10 protein-coding genes and 1 riboswitch are annotated in these 19198 nt (G+C 48.7%); of the genes, 8 read left to right on the top strand and 2 right to left on the bottom strand.

Translation table 11 applies throughout. From position 1 onward, the window contains the following. Window positions 1–13 precede the first annotated feature (13 nt). The 5 genes from BN6465_RS14000 to BN6465_RS13980 all read left to right on the top strand — a co-directional run bounded on the left by BN6465_RS14000 (window position 14) and on the right by BN6465_RS13980 (window position 9066). The gene (locus tag BN6465_RS14000) at window positions 14–1693 is read left to right on the top strand and encodes a [FeFe] hydrogenase, group A (protein WP_066736361.1); all 1680 of its coding nucleotides are present in this window, start codon (window positions 14–16) and stop codon (window positions 1691–1693) included. 133 nt (window positions 1694–1826) lie between these two features. Further along, on the top strand, window positions 1827–2759 hold the full coding sequence (locus BN6465_RS13995; protein ID WP_066736359.1) for an alpha/beta hydrolase: 933 nt from the start codon (window positions 1827–1829) through the stop codon (window positions 2757–2759). 3 nt (window positions 2760–2762) lie between these two features. After that, window positions 2763–4595 carry a DUF6320 domain-containing protein gene (locus BN6465_RS13990; protein ID WP_066736357.1) on the top strand — a complete coding sequence of 611 codons (1833 nt, stop codon included), beginning with the start codon at window positions 2763–2765 and terminating at the stop codon, window positions 4593–4595. A 92-nt stretch (window positions 4596–4687) separates the two neighbouring features. After that, window positions 4688–5314 (top strand): cytidylate kinase-like family protein, encoded by a 627-nt coding sequence (locus tag BN6465_RS13985; protein ID WP_066736355.1) that lies wholly within the window; start codon window positions 4688–4690, stop codon window positions 5312–5314. Between the two features lie 17 nt (window positions 5315–5331). After that, entirely contained in the window at window positions 5332–9066 is a 3735-nt protein-coding gene (locus BN6465_RS13980) for a diguanylate cyclase domain-containing protein (protein ID WP_066736353.1), read from the top strand. A gap of 34 nt (window positions 9067–9100) precedes the next feature. Here BN6465_RS13980 and pflA read toward each other — a convergent pair whose 3' ends face one another. Next, window positions 9101–9919 carry a pyruvate formate-lyase-activating protein gene (gene pflA, locus BN6465_RS13975; RefSeq protein ID WP_154670263.1) on the bottom strand — a complete coding sequence of 273 codons (819 nt, stop codon included), beginning with the start codon at window positions 9917–9919 and terminating at the stop codon, window positions 9101–9103. A gap of 15 nt (window positions 9920–9934) precedes the next feature. Further along, window positions 9935–12187, bottom strand: a complete 2253-nt coding sequence (gene pflB, locus BN6465_RS13970; RefSeq protein WP_066736351.1) for a formate C-acetyltransferase — start codon at window positions 12185–12187, stop codon at window positions 9935–9937. Between the two features lie 133 nt (window positions 12188–12320). After that, window positions 12321–12402: riboswitch (ZMP/ZTP riboswitch) on the bottom strand. A 160-nt stretch (window positions 12403–12562) separates the two neighbouring features. On the opposite strand from pflB, the gene BN6465_RS13965 reads away from it, so the two are divergent. The 3 genes from BN6465_RS13965 (at window position 12563) to BN6465_RS13955 (ending at window position 19171) form a co-directional block, all read left to right on the top strand. Then, window positions 12563–15487, top strand: coding sequence for an insulinase family protein (locus BN6465_RS13965; protein WP_066736350.1), 2925 nt, complete (start codon window positions 12563–12565; stop codon window positions 15485–15487). A 127-nt stretch (window positions 15488–15614) separates the two neighbouring features. After that, window positions 15615–18638: a hypothetical protein gene (locus BN6465_RS13960; protein ID WP_066736348.1), complete on the top strand. Its 3024-nt coding sequence runs from the start codon at window positions 15615–15617 to the stop codon at window positions 18636–18638. Further along, window positions 18638–19171, top strand: a complete 534-nt coding sequence (locus BN6465_RS13955) for a hypothetical protein (protein ID WP_066736342.1) — start codon at window positions 18638–18640, stop codon at window positions 19169–19171. The genes BN6465_RS13960 and BN6465_RS13955 overlap by 1 nt, the downstream gene beginning before the upstream one ends. Window positions 19172–19198: the final 27 nt, after the last annotated feature.

Raw genomic sequence — 19198 nt, 5'->3', positions numbered from 1 at the left:
AGGTAAGCTGATTATGAGTTATATGACGATTAATAATAGACGGGTGGCATTTACTGATGAGAAGAATGTACTTTCCGTAATCCGGAAATCAGGGATCGACCTCCCGACTTTCTGCTACCATTCAGAATTATCTACCTACGGTGCGTGCCGGATGTGCGTGGTGGAGGATGACCGGGGGAGGGTGTTCGCGTCCTGCTCCGAGACACCTAGAGACGGCATGGTGATTTATACAAATACCCCTAGGCTGCAGCATCACAGAAAGATGATTTTGGAATTGCTGCTGGCCTCCCACTGCCGGGATTGTACGACCTGCCGGGAAAATGGCGTCTGCGTTCTGCAGAAGCTGGCGAGACAGCTTGGAATCAATTATGTGCGTTTTGAGAATACGAAGCCGCAGCTGCCTATAGATGAGACTTCAGACTGTATTGTTCTGGATTCGAACAAATGCATTTTATGTGGTGACTGTGTCCGTACCTGTGAGGAGATTCAGGGAATCGGTGTGCTGGATTTTGCGTTCCGTGGTTCTAAGATGCAGGTGACTCCGGCATTTAACCGGAGAATGGCGGAGACGGACTGTGTGGGCTGCGGGCAGTGCCGTTCTGTCTGTCCTACCGGTGCGATTACGATTAAGTACAATGTCAGCCCTGTATGGAGAGAAGTGGCAGATCCGAACACGAGGGTCGTGGTGCAGATTGCGCCGGCTGTCCGGGTTGCCATCGGGGATAAATTCGGGATACCAAAGGGGGAGAACTCTCTGGGCAAACTGGTTGCCGCGCTTAGAAGGATGGGCTTTGATGAGATATATGATACAAACTTTGGAGCAGATTTGACAGTTATGGAAGAATCCAAGGAACTTCTGGAGCGTCTGGAGAGCGGGCAGAATCTGCCGCTGTTTACATCCTGCTGTCCGGGCTGGGTCAAATTCTGTGAGAATCGTTTTCCGGAACTCCGCGGGCATATCTCCACCTGCCGTTCCCCACAGCAGATGTTTGGCGCGCTGCTCAAAGAGGAAGCAAGAATGAATGAGGCGGATAAGCGGAGAACAGTTGTGGTATCTATCATGCCTTGTACAGCTAAGAAGGCGGAAATTCTCCGGCCGGAGCATATGACCGAGGGTGAGCAGGATGTGGACTATGTACTCACAACGACGGAAGTAACGAGAATGATTCAAGAGACAGGAATCGATCTAGCCGTTATCGAGCCGGAAGCTCTGGATATGCCCTTCGGGATTTCCTCCGGCGCAGGAGCTATCTTCGGCGTCACCGGCGGTGTGACAGAAGCAGTGCTGAGAAGGCTGATGAACAGCAGCAATGTGGAAGTTCTGGAAGAAATCAGCTACACAGGAGTGCGCGGTGTGGACGGCCTGAAAGAAGCCACCGTCTTGGTGGGTGAACGAGAAGTGAAGATTGCCGTTGTCAATGGCCTGAAGACTGCCGGAGAATTGATGGAGCGCATAAAAACAGGCGAAGCACACTACGATTTTGTGGAGGTCATGGCCTGCAAACGCGGCTGCATTACCGGCGGCGGACAGCCCGTTCCCATTGGGCCAAGGACCAAAAAAGCCAGGTTGGAAGGACTGTATAAGATTGACAATATGGCACAGATTAAACTTTCAAATGAAAACCCAATTATACAAAACCTGTATCAAGGATTGCTGAAAGGGAAAGAACACAAACTACTCCATAACGAGTAAACTACGAAGGGGACAGGTCCCAACTCATCGGGACCTGTCCCCTTCAACGTTTTTTCAATTATTTGCACCCTTTGCATTATGCTGTGTTATAGAGTATAATGAGACAACAGCTTATTTGGAAAGGGGAAATTGTATGGCGATTAGTAAGGCGACAAGAGCGATTCTGAAAGCGTTGTCTTTTGGGGGAATTGATGTGGAGGCGTCCCGGAATCTGGCAGATTTGAAGAGACTGGATCCGATGAAGATATTTTATAAAACGATGGATGAGAAGATATATAACGGGGAACACGAGATACCGGTAAGACTATTTTTTCCCGATGAGGAATCTTATCAGGGAAAGTTGGAAGGCGGCCGGAAAATGATGCTCTTCATTCATGGGGGTGGCTGGGTGACTGAACATGTCGACAATTATGAAAGGGTATGTGCGCGGATGGCCAGTGCCACGGGAAATGTAGTGGCGGCGGTAGAGTACCGGCTTGCCCCGGAGCATAAGTTCCCTGTGGGGCTTGAAGATTGCTATGCTGTAGCCAGAGCTATGTTTACGAACCGTTTTATTTTTGATGTGGAACCGGAAAATATTACCGTGATAGGCGACAGCGCCGGGGGAAACCTTACGGCGGCGTTATCGCTTATGGCGAAGGCGCGGGGAGAGTTCATGCCGAAGCGACAGATATTGATCTATCCCGCAGTGAGCGGTGACTACTCGGAAGATTCCCCTTATCCGTCGGTAAGAGAGAATGGGACGGACTACCTTCTTACGAGAGGCAAACTGCAGGATTATATAGACTTATATGCGGCAAATGAAGAAGATAAGAAGAATCCCTATTTTGCGCCGATCTTGGCAAAAGATTTGACCGGACAGCCGGAAACGCTCATTATTACCGCCGAGTTCGATCCTCTGCGAGACGAAGGGGAAGAATACGGGCGGAGACTCATGGAGGCAGGCACCCGGGCGGAAGTCCACCGGATCCGGGACGCTCTCCATGGATTCTTTGCATTGGGAATCAAGAGCTTCTATGTGCAGGAGAGTTTTGAGTATATTAATCAGTTCTTAAAGGGGGCATAAGCAGTGCAGCAGTCAAAAGGAGCATACTGGAGAAAACTGGACAATGCGGCGAAGCTGTTTTCAGCTGCCAGCAATAAAAGAGATACCCGGGTTTTCCGGTTTTACTGTGAATTGAAGGAAGAAGTCATTGAAGAAAAATTACAGCAGGCTTTAGACATAACGCTGGAAAAATATCCTATCTTCCTCTCTGTCATGAGAAAAGGATTGTTCTGGCATTATTTGGAGAAAAGCTCTCTGCGGCCTATAGTGCGCCGGGAATACAGAGAGCCATGCAGCATGCTTTATGTGAGAGATAAAAAAGAGCTTCTATTTGAAGTCACTTATTACAAAAGAAGAATAAACTTTGAAGTATTCCACGCGTTGACCGACGGGACCGGCGCCTCGGAGTTCGTGAGGGAGCTGGTAAAAAATTATCTGCTGCTCGTCCACGAAAAAGAAGGACTGAAGGACGTTGTTTTGTCAAAAGAAACAATCACGGTGGATGATCAGGAGGACGACAGTTTTTCCAAATATTATTCGGAGCAGTTCCTAAGAAAAAAGGGAGAAAAGAAAAAGAAACCGAAAGCCTATCAAATCCGCCGCTCACGGGGGCAGATGGGAAGCCTTGAAGTGACGGAGGCGGAAATCCCTGTGAAAGCGCTTTCTGCCAAAGCAAAAGAGTATGGGGTATCCATGACAGTCTTGTTGACGGCTATATTCCTCTGCGCAATTCACGAGAAGATGACGAAGAGACAGGAAGAGAAACCTGTGGTTCTTATGGTGCCTGTCAATCTCCGCAAATATTTCCCCTCAGATTCGCTGCTCAATTTTTTTAGCTGGATAGAGCCGGGATATAAGTTCGGAGACAAAGAAGATACTTTGAAAGATGTAGTTGCCAAGACTGCCGAAATCTTCCAAAGAGACTTGACAAAAGAAAATATGACGAGGACAATGAACGATTATATTCGTTTTGAAATGAATCCTATTTTACGTTTCACACCGCTGGAATTCAAGAACCTCTGCATTTCGGCAGGGGCAAGGTTCTCCGAGAAGGATGTGACGGCAATTTTTTCCAACATGGGAATCATCCATATGCCGGAAGAATATGTACCCTACATTCAGCGGTTCGGCGTATATACTAGTACACCGAAGGTAGAGCTCTGCATGTGCTCATTTGAGGATATGGTATATCTGGGATTTACTTCACGGTACGACAGCACTAATATCAAACGGAATTTCTTCCGTATCCTAGAGGAGCTGGGAGTTCCTGTTAAAAGACTGGAGCCGGAGTTCCCGGATGAGGCCAAGGAGGCAAATCTGGGGCTCAGAGTATTCAAGATATTCTCCTTCCTCTGTATTGTGGCGGTGGTGGCAGCCGTTTCCGTCGACTATCTCAATGCTTCGGAGCCAATTCATCTCTCGTTACTGGTAAGCGGCGGGGTGCTTAGTATGTGGCTGGCTTTGGCCATGGGCTTCTACAAAAGGCATAATCTCCTGAAAAATGCCATGTGGCAGCTGTTGATCATAACGATAGGCTGCTTCATATGGGATGGGGCCACCGGCTGGCGGGGCTGGTCTGTTGATTTTGTACTCCCCATAGTCGGCGTTATCATTCAAGTATCCATGGTGATTATATCAAGAATATTCTACCGTCTGGCGAAAGACTATATGATTTACTTCATAATGGCTGCGGGATACAGTATTATACTCCCCTTTATCCTCCTGCTCACGGGGGCGGTGAAGGTGGCTGTGCCCACTGTGATATGCATTGGTTTTTCAGTAATACTTCTGGCTGCTCTCATAATTTTTAAAGGGAGAGAATTCCGGGAGGAGATGGAGAAAAAATTTCATGTTTAACCTTAAATATATATAAATTGTCCGATAAAAGAGTTATAATGAAAATAAGAAGCAAACAGGTCTTTCTCAATTAAAGAGAGGAGTTGATTCATATGACGAATCATATTATCGTAACGATTGGACGGCAGTTTGGCAGCGGCGGCCATGAGATTGGCAATAAGCTGGCAGAAAGGCTTGATATTCCGCTCTATGACCGGAATCTGGTAAATATGGCGGCAGAACAGATGAAAATCAGCCCCGACGCGGCCGAGGAAGTGGATGAGACCGGATTGAGCCGGTTCCTTGCATACTACGCGTCGGCCCCAGTAGATTATAGCTCTTACTATATGACAAATATTGAGATGGGACAACCTTTGAGCGAGCAGCTCTACCAAGTGCAGTCGGAGATTATCAAGAGACTTGCAGGGAGAAGCTCCTGTGTAATTGTCGGAAGATGCGCTGACAGCCTGCTGGCAGATGAGCCGAATCTTATCAATGTATTTATCACTGCATCTAAGGAAGACCGTGTGAAGAGAATAGTAGAAAAGTACGGACTGACGGAGCGCAAGGCGGCTGAACGTATTAAGAAGATAGATAGAGAGCGCCGCTATTATTATGAACTGCACACAGGCAAAGACTGGGGCAGTATTGAGTCCCACGATATGCTTCTGAATGTCAGTGCCATGGGCATAGATGGGGCTGTTGATGCTCTGGAAGCGTTATACAAAGCTAAAAAGTAAGGACGGAGTCATAAGATATGAAAGAGAGAAACATCCTGCTGCTTGTAGATGATATGGAGATTAACCGGATTATTCTCAGGGAAGTTTTCAGGAAAGAATACCGTATTCTGGAGGCAGAGAATGGAGAGCAGGCACTGATGCTTGCCAATAATTACCGGGAGAATATTGTGGCGGTGCTGCTCGATATTATCATGCCGGTCAAAGATGGATATCAAGTGATGGAGGAAATGGGAAAGCAGGGAATGCTTTCTGATTTTCCAGTTGTCATCATCACAGCGGATAACGAAGCCGACAGCGAATTAAAGGCGTTTGATCTGGGGGCTTCCGATATTATCGGGAAGCCCTTTGAGCCATATGTGGTAAAACGCAGAGTGGAAAATATCATAGAGCTGTACCGATACAAGCAAAATCTAGAAGAATTGGTGGAAGAGCAGTCAATCAAGCTTTTGAAGTCTAATGAAGTGATGATTGACACGCTTTCGTCTGTCATAGAGTACCGCAGTGTGGAATCTGGACAGCACATTTTGAGAATCAGGATGTTCACCAAAATTCTGCTGGAAGATGTAAGCAGGAGCTATCAGGAGTACGGTCTTGATGAGAAGACAATCGAAATGATTGTCAGCGCTTCTGCCATGCACGATATCGGAAAGATAGCGGTTCCTGATGCGATTCTCAACAAGCCGGGCCCCCTTACGGCAGAAGAGTTTGAAATAATTAAGATGCACTCGGAAAAGGGGTGTGAGATACTCTCCGGGCTTGGCAGGCTGGAAGATAAAGAATATCAAAAATATGTATATAACATCTGCAGATACCACCACGAACGCTGGGATGGGCTGGGATATCCCGAAGGACTTAAGGGGGACAGTATTCCCATCTGCGCGCAGGTCGTAGGGCTGGCGGATGTATATGATGCACTGACATCGGACCGGGTCTATAAAAAAGCCCTTCCTCCGGAGCAGGCATATATTATGATTTTAAATGGCGAGTGTGGTGAATTTTCCCCAAAACTGCTGGAATGTTTTAAGAATGTGAAGGAGCAGTTTGCGGAATTGTCACAGGAATATGCTGACGGCCGCTCACCTAAAAAGGACTTCTATACAGGGGAACTGGTAGGCAAAAAAAGCAGAGATGAAGAACTGAGCACCCTTGAATATGGCCAGATGAAATATTTTACACTGCTCCGCTATGTTCACGCGGGAATCATGGAATTGGACGCGGACACGGGAATCTTTCATTTGATTTATATGCCGGACGGAAGATTCCAGCTTTTCAATCTTGATGAAAAGTTCGATGTAGCGATTGAACAGTTCGTGGAAAGGTCGGTTCATCCGGAGGATAAAGAGGGGATGCGCTTGGCCTTCGGTGAGGGCCTGCAAAGTTTTTTCAAAAACGGTTTGACGAAACAGCAGTGGACATTTCGGATAAGGGACAGCTACGACGGAGAATATATCCCTTGGCGGGTCACTGTGTTGCGTATTGACGTGGGGTATCCTCATCAGCACAAGGTAATGATTGTCTGGGCCCCGGGAAAAGGAGAATATGAAGGCGGACAAAATGCCGGACTGCAGGCAGAACGCGAAGACCTTAACGGGATTGTGGGCGGCCTGCACAAATGCCGTGTTGACCGGTGGTTCACCCTTGTCCAGATTAACAGAGAATTTCTTCATCTGGTCAATTACACAGAAGAAGAATTGGAAGAAAAATTCAATAACCATTTTATTGAATTAGTCCATCCTATGGACCGCAAAGCACTGGCCACGGACGTCATGAGGCAGATGAATCAGGGAAATATCATAGAAGCCGAGTACCGGCTGATATCCAGAAACGGAAACATTATTTGGGTTCTGGACCGCAGCAAGGTAGTGACGGAGGAAGACGGGCAAGAGTATTTATACTGCAGTCTGACAGACATTTCTTCCAGTAAGAGGGTGCAGGAGGAGCTGAGATTATCGCTTGAAAAGCACCAGATTATCATGAATCAGACAAATGACATTATATTCGAGTGGGATATTTTGAAGGACACACTCACGTTCTCTTCTAATTGGGAGAAGAAGTACGGATATCAGCCGATTCGTGAGCGAGTCAGCGTAGAAATACCAAGAGCGTCCCATATTTATCCCGACGATATGCCAGAGTTTATGAGGCTTATGAATGAGATTTCATCGGGGACGCCCTACGATGAGGCAGAAATCAGGCTGGCGGACGATAAGGGGACATACAAGTGGTGCAGGGTGCGGGCTACGGCACAGTTTGACACATCGGGAAAAGCCATCAAATCCGTCGGAGTCATTCTTGATATCGATGAGGCCAAGAGAAAGACTCAGGCACTTTTGGAAAAGGCTGAAACAGACAGCTTGACGAAACTGCTGAATAAAAATGCGGCCCGCTGGAAGATTGAGGAGTACCTTAGACAAGAAGACAGGACAGAGCACTCGGCCCTCTTAATTATCGATGTAGATGATTTCAAACTGGTCAATGATCGGTATGGCCATATGTTCGGGGACGCGGTCCTTACGGAGTTCGCCAGAATCATAAAGGGAATGTTCCGTTCAAGTGATGCTGTGGCACGCATTGGCGGGGATGAATTTATGGTCTACATGTGTCAGGTTCAGGATGGCAGAAATGTAGCGGTACGTGCAGAGCGCATTATCGAGGATTTCAAGCGTATGATGTACGAGAATCTTCAGATTCAGGGATTCTCCTGCAGTATCGGCATAGCGATGTATCCTGAGGACGGCGTGGATTATAAGTCATTATTCATGCTGGCCGACCGGGCTCTGTATCAGGCAAAATCACTGGGCAAGAACCAGTACGCATTTTATGACAAGGCAAGCATGGAGGACAATCAAGAAGAAATGTTTGCCGCCAATACCCGGATTGAATCCAATGAAAGAAACGAGTGTGATACAACAGATTTGATACGCTGCTCCTTTGATATATTATACGGAACAACGGATTTTGATCAGGCGGTCAACTCTATTCTTGAGACAGTGGGAAAACAGTTTGAAGTCAGCCGAGTCTATATTTTCGAGGATAGCCCCGACGGGGACTACGTGAATAATACATATGAATGGTGTGGAGAAGGAATCGAAGCAGAGAAAGGTGAACTTCAAAGTATGCCGTATATCAACAACGGTGACAACTACAAGGACAATTTTAAAGAAAAAGATATTTTTTATTGTCCCGATGTCTCGGAACTGCCAAGATCACACAGAGAGATGCTTGAAAAGCAGAATATCAAATCACTTCTCCAGTGCGCAATCAGGGACGGAGAGCAATTCAAAGGATTTATTGGTTTTGATGATTGCATAAGGCGGAGGCTTTGGACACAGGAACAGATTGATACGTTGAGATTCTTATCTGAGATGCTTTCCGTTTTTATAATGAAGTGGAGGGTCACTCAGAAGAGTCAGGAGGCGCTCACTAATCTTGAGAAAATGCTGGATAACCAAAACTCGTGGGTCTATGTAATCGATCCTGACACTTATGAGTTGAAATATGTGAATCAAAAAATGAAGGATTTGATAAAGCATGAGTGTATCGGACGTAAATGCTATGAGATGACCTTGAATAGAAACTCACCGTGTGATATATGCCCAATGAGAAATGTTCTGGAAAAAGGCAGTACCAGCATGGAGTTCTATAATCCTATTTTTGATTTATGGACGCTGATTGACGGCTCTATGATTACATGGAATGAAAAGTCGGCGTGTATGCTCACATGCAAGGATGTGTCAAGTTATAAAAAATAAAAATCATGCATAAACAATACAAGGGATATCGGACTTAGTCCAGATATCCCTTGTATGTTTCTGTATGAAGCAGGCGGCATGCATTTGCCACCCTTTCTTCCGTTGGGGGAGCGATACCGTCCAGCGGGTAGTCGTACCCCAGCTCTTTCCATTTGTAAGCGCCCAGTGTGTGATAAGGCAGAACTTCCACACGCTGTACATTGTTGAGCGTACGGATAAAAGCGTCCAGACGTGTCAGATATTTATCATAATCACTTCGCTCAGGCACCAACACATGGCGGATCCACACGGGTTTTCCGATGTCGGATAAATAGGAAGCCAGCTCCAGAATGTTTTGATTGCTGTGCCCGGTGAGAATGCGGTGCTGCTCCTCGTCAATATGCTTGATATCCAAGAGAAGCAAATCCGTGTATTGCATCAGCTCTTGGAATTTTGAAAAAAAGGGTTCACTCTTTGTGAACGGGCCGCCGGAGGTGTCCAAGGTGGTATGGATGCCGGAAGCTTTCGCCTTTTGAAATAACTCCAGAAGAAAATCAATCTGCAGGAGAGGCTCGCCTCCGCTTACGGTAATCCCACCCTTTTGCCCCCAATAAGAGCGGTAGCGCAGTGCCTTTGACAAGAGCTCATCCGCGCTCATCCATGTGGAGCCGGAGTTTGAGCAGAGTGTAGAAGGAGACGGTTCACTGCCGGGCGCCGTGGCCTTCCATGTGTCGGGATTGTGGCAGAATTGGCAGCGCATGCCACAGCCCTGTAAAAAGATAAGAAATCTTACACCGGGCCCATCCACGGAGCCGAAGCTTTCCGTGGAATGGACAAGTCCCTTTTTGTGACTTAGTTGATTTGACTGCATCATAGTGCCCCTCTCATCTTAGACGGTAGTGTGGCAGGTTCTGGCAATAACGTCCAGCTGCTGTTCCCGGGTCAAGTCGATGAATTTTACGGCGTAACCAGAGACGCGGATAGTAAAGTTGGCATATTCCTCTTTTTCAGGATGCTCCATGGCGTCGATCAGCTTTTCTACACCAAACACATTGACGTTCAGGTGATGGGCGCCCTGTTTAAAATAACCGTCCATAATGTGTACCAGATTCTGTATCCGCTCTTCCTCTGAGTGGCCGATTGCATCCGGATTGATAGTCTGGGTATTGGAGATTCCGTCGAGGGCCCATTCATAAGGCAGTTTCGCCACAGAATTCAAAGAGGCGAGCAGTCCGTTCTGCTCTGCGCCATAGCTTGGGTTCGCGCCTGGCGCCAGCGGTGCTCCTGCCTTTCTTCCATCGGGGAGGGCGCCGGTAGCCTTTCCGTATACCACATTGGAAGTGATAGTCAGGATAGAAGTAGTAGGTTCAGAATCCCGATAGGTATGATGCTTTTTCAGTTTTTTCATAAAAGTTTGTAAGAGCCATACTGCGATATCATCCGCCCGGTCGTCATCGTTTCCGTACTTTGGAAAATCTCCGATGGTCTCATAGTCAACTACCAGACCGTTCTCATCGCGAATCGTTTTAACCTTGGCATATTTGATTGCGCTCAGGGAGTCAACTACGTGTGAGAAGCCCGCGATTCCGGTGGCGAAGGTACGTCTCACGTCTGTGTCGATGAGCGCCATCAAGGCTGATTCGTAGTAGTACTTATCATGCATATATTGAATAAGATTCAGAATGTTCACATACAATCCGGCCAGCCAGTCCATCATCTTATCGTATTTTTTCATCACTTCATCGTAGTCCAGATACTCGGAAGAAATCGGTCTATAATCCGGGCCCACCTGCTCTTTTGATTTTTCGTCGATTCCGCCGTTGATTGCGTAGAGCAGGCATTTTGCGAGATTTGCGCGGGCTCCGAAGAACTGCATCTCTTTTCCTGTCTGTGTGGCTGACACACAGCAGCAGATAGAGTAGTCGTCCCCCCAGATTGGACGCATCACATCGTCGTTTTCGTACTGGATAGAGCTGGTCTCAATGGAAATATAGGCGGCGTAATCCTTGAAATTCTCAGGAAGGCGCTCGGAGTACAGCACGGTCAGATTCGGCTCCGGCGAAGGCCCCATATTTTCCAGTGTGTGAAGGAAGCGGTAATCAGTCTTTGTGACCATAGACCGTCCGTCTTGTCCGAGGCCGCCCACTTCCAGTGTCGCCCATACCGGGTCGCCGGAGAAGAGCTGGTTGTAGGAAGGAATGCGGGCGAATTTGACCATGCGGAACTTCATGGTCATATGATCGATCAGCTCCTGTGCCTCGGATTCGGTCAGGATGCCTTTCTGCATATCTCTTTGAATGTAAATGTCGAGGAAAGTAGAGATACGTCCCACGCTCATGGCGGCGCCGTTCTGCGTCTTGATTGCGGCCAAATAACCGAAATACAGCCATTGTGCGGCTTCCTTTGCGTTGGATGCGGGTTCTGAGATATCGAAACCATAGCCTGCGGCCATGTCCTTCATTCCCTGAAGTGCACGGAGCTGCATGGAGAGTTCTTCCCGCTGGCGGATGACGCTGTCACGCATGGAGCCATAGCCGCAGTTAGTTAAATCTTCCTTTTTCATCTCCATTAACAAGTCAATTCCATAGAGGGCTACACGACGGTAATCACCTACGATACGGCCTCGTCCGTAAGTATCCGGAAGGCCTGTGATGATTTTGTTATGGCGCGCCTTTTTCATCTCTGGTGTATAGGCGTCGAACACACCTTGATTGTGGGTCGTATGATATTCTGTAAAAATTTTATGAAAATCCGGATTGGGGGTATAGCCATAAGTCTTGCAGGCATCCTCCGCCATCTTGATTCCGCCGAAAGGCATAAAAGCACGCTTCAGTGGTTTGTCTGTCTGAAGGCCTACCACGGCTTCCTTGTCCTTCAGCTCTTCGCTGATATATCCGGGCTTATGCGAGGTGAGAGTGGAGACAATCTCCGTGTCCATGTCAAGTACGCCGCCTTTGGCGCGTTCCTCTTTCTGCAGCTCTTGAAGCTTCTCCCATAACTGATTGGTCGATTCCGTAGGCCCGGCGAGGAAAGAAGCGTCACCTTCGTAAGGGACATAATTGTTCTGAATGAAGTCACGTAAATTGATTTCCTCCTTCCAAAGACGTCCTGCAAAACCCTGCCATTGTTCTTTCTGCATCATATTATTTTTCCTCCTTAAGTGGGTGGAACATTTCCTGAGTCGGAATGTTCATGTACATTGTCAGTAACTCTTGGGCTCAGGCGGCTTTTGCTTTCTATGATAAAAAAAGAATAAAAAAAGCCGTCATCTGAGCTTAGTATGCCCAGACGGTCGGCTAAATAATCATCTCATACTTCCTGTGGTCAATTCCACTTCCGTCAGTCGTATGAATACAACTAATATAGCATATTTTTTTGAAAAGTCAAGCAGCTAAAAGCAAGATTAGTTGAAACTGCCAAACAGACATAGAAATATGTCGAATAAACAGAGCATATTGACCATGCGCTCCCTTTTTTTTATGCTTACAATTAAGAATGTACCATAAGGAGATGTGACATGAGTATAAGCACGAAAAAACAACAGGCAGAACAGGCGGCAGCCAAATATGGTTTTACCGTGGAGAAGAGAAGAGAGTTGACGGAGCTAAAGGCCATTCTATGGGAGATGTGTTATGAAAAGAATGGAGCCCGCGTTTTATGGTTAGAGAGGGAGGAGGAAAATCAGACCTTTGCGGCGGCCTTTAAAACAATTCCATGCGACGATACGGGAGTTTTTCACATTTTGGAGCACTCCGTCCTGTGTGGGTCAGAAAAATATCCGGTAAGTAAACCCTTTGTGGAGTTGATAAAAAGTTCCCTTCAGACATTTATCAATGCATTTACATTCCCGGATAAAACCGTTTATCCGGTAAGCAGCAGGAACCGTCAGGATTTTCTGAATCTGATGGATGTATATTTGGATGCGGTGCTGCATCCACTGTGCGTATCCAAAGAAGAAATCTTCCGGCAGGAGGGCTGGCATTATGAACTGACGGAGGGCGCAGAGGAGCTCACCCTGAACGGTGTCGTGTACAATGAAATGAAAGGGGTATACGCCTCGCCGGACACATTAATTGACAGTGAGCTGAATAAACGATTGTTCCCGGACAACTGTTACCGCTTCCAGTCAGGCGGGGCGCCGGAGGCGATTCCCCAATTATCCTATGAGCAGTATACGGCGGCGCACCGGAAGTTTTATCATCCGTCCAATGCATGGTTTATTTTGGACGGTGATGTGGATATAGAGGCCGTACTTGAAAAAATAGGCGGCGCGGTCTCCGGCTATGACAGGCAGGAGACAGACGCCGGCATTCCCATGCAGAGCCCGGTAAGCCCCGGCATACAGAGAATCACTTATGAGATTGGGGAGGGAGAAGACGGTGTTTCCCGCATGCTGCTGGCTAAGGGCTGGGTGTACGGGCGTTTTGACGAACCGGAGAAGGTGCTGGCCTGCCGCGCGCTTGGACAGATGCTTTGCTCTTCAAACGACGCACCATTAAAAAAAGCTCTGTTGGAGAATGGGTTGGCCGCAGACGTGGAATTTTCCGAGAGAGGAAGCATCCTTCAGCCCTGTGCATTTTTGGTTGTCAGGAACACCACACCGGAAAAAGAGAAAGAGGTATGGGATACTGTGCAGCGGACGCTGGAGGAGCTGGCAGAAGGTGGTTTGGAGCATGAAAGGCTGAAAGCGGTTCTGCAGCGCATGAGGTTCATGGAAAAGGAAAAAGAAGCAGGAGGATTCACACCGGGCATCAGTAATGTGCTGAAAATGCTGGACAGCTGTCTCTATGGCGGAGACCCGGCGCAGCAGCTCTGTTTGGAACAGCCGGTTTCTGACCTGATTCATAAGGTGGAGGAAGGGTACTTTGAAAAATTCATCAGGGAAAACCTGCTGGAAAATAATCACTGTGCAAGCGTTGCGCTGGAACCCTCCGCAATGGTGGGAAAAGAAAACAGGGAAAGAGAGAGGCGCCGTTTGGAGGAAGTGAAAAAAGGCTGGACGGACAGGGAGAAGGAGCAGGTGATTCAGGAACTCGTCCGGCTGAGACAAAAGCAGATGACGCCCGACGCCGGGGAGAAACTGGCGACACTCCCGACGTTGTCTCTTTCAGATATACCGGAGGAGAGAGACACAATACCACAGATCGTGAAAGAAATGGAGGGAAGAAAGGTACTTTACCACCCTTTGGAGACAGAAGGGATTGTGCATATTGCATATTATTTTTCGCTGGAAGATATGACGCCGGAGGAGCTGCATGCCCTGACCTTTTTGCAGACACTGCTGGGGCAGACGGAGACGGAGCACTTTGACACCCTCTCCCTTCAGGCAGAATTGGACGCAAACCTTGGACGGTTCCAAACGGGTACGGATGTGTTCGACGTAAAAGGGAATCTGAATCTGTGCAATCCGTATTTTGCCGTGTATGTATCCGTCTTACAGGAAAAGCTGGAGGACGCAGTAAGGATGACGGACGAAGTACTGAATCACTCGGTTTTCCATAATTCTTCTTATATATATAACCGGATACGGCAGTTTGCAATCAGCATGGAGAATCATGTGCTGATGTACGGAGACAGCTATGGAAGTATGCAGGCGGCCGCCGGTTTTTCTGCCCCGGGCGCAGCAAAAGAGGCAATGCGGGGAATCAGCATGCTGCGGTGGTTGAAACAAAAGGAGAAGAATTTTGCAGAGGAGGGGGAAGAATTGGTGCAGGAGCTGGAACGGCTCTGCCGGAGAGTGTTTGTAAAGGCAAGGGTCACGCTGTCCGTCACGGGCCACATATCCGGGCAGTGGACATCCAAATTACTCTCTGTGCTGCCTGACGGAAAAGCTCCGGGACAGAGACCGGAATACGCGCTGTCCGGGCCGGCAAAACGGGGGCTGTTAATTCCGGCACAGATTGGTTTTGCCGTTAAGGGAGGCCATCTGGGCATGCTGGGAGCCAAAAGAAACGGCGCCATGCTGGTTGCGGCAAAGATACTGTCCTATGGTTATCTGTGGGATAACATCCGGATAAGAGGAGGGGCATATGGGACAAGGCTTTCTGTATCTCAAACCGGAGAGGTGATGTTTACCAGCTTCCGGGATCCGGATGCGGCAGCGTCCCTGAACGTCTATGACGGAGCCGGGGCGGCGTTGCGGAAGCTGTGTGAAAGCGGCGAAAAAATAGAGCGTTATCTTATCAGCGCCGTTGCCTCCATAGAACCCCTTCTCAGCCTCCGCCAAAAGGGAATGCAGGCTGCAGAAAATTATCTTGCCGGGGTGACAGAGGGGATGCGGCAAAAGGAAAAGAAGGAAATTCTTCATACGACGAAAGAGGAGCTGGAACAGGCAAGTATACTATTGGATAAAATATGTGCGGAAGCGGCAGTGTGCGTACTGGCAGGAGCGGAGGCGCTGGACGCTGCGCATATCCTTCCGGATGAGAGAGAATCCCTCTGAAATGCCAAACAGACATCCAAAACAGCGGAATAGACATACCGTATTGTACGGACAAATGTCTTCGTGGTAGAATCACAAAGATGAAATGGCGCGAGTTTTAGAAGTATGAGGAAAAGGGAGGCCCAAAATGAAGAAACGAACTAAGATAATAATAGGCGTCACAGGAGCTTTGGCTGTGTGCGTAATTGTGGCGGTAGTTCTGCTGACTGCCAAAAATGGCGGACTGAAGGAATTACTGGAAAAGACTCCGCTGGCCGACATTGTAGACGGGCTCTCGGACGACGAGGACGAATTTGCAGCGGACGCAGGCGGTACAGGCGGAGAAGACGGTGCAGACGGAGACAACGGCGGAGCCGGAGCAACCCAAACCAATGGGTATGTGGATTCTGGCGGCGCACAGGTGAGCGGCACCAGCGCCTCAAACAGCTACAGTATTAAGATGAGTGATTTGTGTACCTTCTCCGATCCGTCGGGACTGAGCTTTGACAAGCGGTACGTCCTCTATGGCGGCTCTGACTGCATCCCGGCCAAAAAGGCGGCTGCGGCAGGCGGCAGTTGTAAGGGCGCATATGTGGTACTGTATACCAAGGGCGGAAAGGCCGCCGGACAGTATGAATGCTATGTGATGTCCAGCGAATCGGATGCGCAGGGGCTGGTGTCCAAATGGGCGTCAGCTTATAACGGAGGCGGCTTAAGCTGTGGACGATGGGGCGATGTGGCATATGTATATTCCTCAGGAAGCTATGTGCAGAAGTCCATCTCTACATACTATAAAAGCGGGGTCATCAAATCGGAAACAGCGGAGGCCTATTTGGGAATGCAGTTCTACTTCGGCGGGATGAGTGAGTATAAGCCATCCTCCTCCGGCAGCAGTAGTGGAAACAACGGCGGAAATACGCCGAGCACGCCGGACACGCCGAGCACGCCGGACACGCCGAGTACACCGGATACACCGGACACACCGGACACGCCGGATACACCGCCTGTACAGACAGAGAAAAGCACGCCGGTTACGGCGGAGCAGCTGACAGACAAAGCAGAGGAAGCAAAAGCGACGGTTAAAACGACGTTTCCTGTTTCCCTCACGGATAAGTACACCTTTACAGATCCTGAAGGACTGGCGTATGAGGAAAGATATGTATTATACGGCGGGGCGGACAGCGGAGTGGTTCAGGCGGGCTCACAGATAGGAGCTACACTGAATGCAGTGTACGACATCTATTATCTTTCAGAGGGAAAGATTGTGGAGGCGTACCGCTGTTATGATGCGGCAGGCGAGGCAGATGCAAAGCAGGTTAAGAACACTTACGACCCTATGATGGGGACGGCTGCCGTGACGGGCAGAGTCGCGGTTCTGAAGCTGAATATGGATATGCTGAACGAAATGATTCCGTTTTATGCGCCGGAAGGGACGCCAGAAGCATATATGAAGGCGATAATATCGACGGAAGGCTATCGTTTCTTCAAGAATCCCAATCCCCCGGAGGAACCGGTGGAAGAAATCAGCGCAGAGGTGAAGGCGGAACAGCTTACAGGTGACATAGCACAGGCAAAGACAGATCCGGAGGCAGTATTCCCGGTTGCCATTACCAATCTGTACAGCTTTGAGGAGCCTGAAGGACTGGACTATGATGAAAGATATGTGCTCTATGCCGATAAGAATAGTGGGGCTGTCATGGGACTCGGCATGGCCGGGATTCAGGCCAATGCGATCTATGATGTCTATTATCTCTCAGGAGATCAGATTGCAGAAGCTTACCGCTGCTATGATGCGGCTGACACAAAGAATGCAGAGAGCATTAAAAGTACCTACGATTCTATGATGGGGACGGTTACGGTGACGGGCAGAGTCGCAGTCATGAAAATGGACATGAATATGCTGAATCAAATGATTCCGTATTATGCGCCGGAGACAGGAACCCCCGAAGAGTATATGGAGGCGCTTGGAACGCTGGAAGGCTATCGTTTCTTTAAGAATCCGAATCCAAGTGCACTTGCGGGCACCTCACAGGCGAGGGCGTTCCCGGTAACGATGAGCGACAGTTATACATACGAGGAAGCACAGGAACTGCCCGGAGGATTGACCTATGATAAGCGCTACGTTCTCTATGGAGACGAGAACTGTATGTGGGCAGCTCAGGGCGGAGCGGGAAATAAAGTGACAGATTTCTACGAGATCATGTACTGTGCAGGAGAGACGGCTGTCTATGAAGTCAAGGCCTATGTGATGGAGGATGAGGAAAAGGCCGAAGCCTTTGCAGCAGCCGCCGGGGGTGAAGCCAAAGGAAATGTGGTATTGCTGAAGAATGCAGATATACAGACAACGATTGACCAGTATGCAGCGTTCCTGTCGGAGCCTACTCCAAAAGGATATTTAAAAGATATGTTTTTGGCTATGAGCATGACAGAGGTGACAAAGAACGGCAGGGAAGGGGCAGCCACATTTGGCACGAGGCTGTACACGGACGTACTGTTCTTTGACGCAAAGGGACTGACAGAGACGATAAAGAATGCTGAGGCGGAGTCGCCTGAAGTGGATACAGAAGAGGACTGCGGCGGGAACGAGAGTTTTGATCCGGCACAGGCAGGAGCCGTGGCGGAGGAAGAGATAAAGGACGAGACGGAGATAACGCCGGATGACGGGATTCCTTCCGTGGATCAGGCGGCAGCAGACAGCGGGGAAACGAAGGAGACAGAAGCAGAGGAAGCGTTTGACCCGTCCACGGCCGGAGACACCAGTCTGACGGAAACCGACCCGTCCACAGACGATCCGTTCTGTGAGATTCAAATTACTCCGGAGTACCTTTACAAAAACCCGGAGAAACTGGAGTTTGACCGTCGGGTGATACTAAAGGGCGATGGCGCAGGCGAGCTGGCGAAAGCGCTGTCTGAACAGGAGCAGAAACAGATATCGGAGATTTATTTGATAATCTACGTCAAAGAAGATAAAATGGTGACAGAGTATTATTGTGCTGTCGCAGAGGGACAGGTAATCTGCCGGGAGATGAAGCCGGAGGAGCGTCTGAGACTGATGGGCAGCCAAATAGGCAGTCAGCCGGAGACGGAGATGTCTATAACAGAGTATATCGAATTGGCTAAGAAGAAATATCAGCTGAACGATGAAAATGAAAAAGAAGGAGAGACAAAATAATGAAGAAAAAGATCATAGCGGCGGTTCTCTGTCTGGGACTCTGCCTTTCCATGACGGCCTGCGGGCTGGGGACGAAAGAGGATGGTTCCGGGGAAAAGAAGGAAACGGTCGATAAGAATTTCAGCCTTGCAATGACGGAAAACTACACCTTCGCAGACCCGGAGGATTTGGACTTCGACCAGCGCTTTGTGCTGGTAGGAGAGGAAGGCTGTAAGCTGCTTACCGATATGAAGAATTTTGGGTATGAGGCTACAAAGGTTTACATGATTATTTACGCAAAGGACGGGGAAGCGGCAAGAGAGTATGACTATTACGTTGCGCCCGACGAAGCGATGGCGCAGTCGCTGGCCGAGTTCTATACCTCACAGGGATTAGAGGTGACTCAGGAAGGGAACGTGCTGTTCTCTGTCGTGGACGGGGACCAGCTTCAGGCGACGCTCATCTCCCTTGCATCAAATGGGGCGATGCCGGATGAGACAATAGACTCTTATGCCAAGACGATGAAAGATTCGAATGGCTTGACAGATTATTAGTATTTTACGGAAAAGGCAGGCAGAGAC

Origin of the sequence: Bariatricus massiliensis, from assembly GCF_900086725.1 — a bacterium.
Lineage (GTDB): Bacteria > Bacillota > Clostridia > Lachnospirales > Lachnospiraceae > Allocoprococcus > Allocoprococcus massiliensis.
This window is presented reverse-complemented; position numbering and strand designations above follow the sequence as displayed.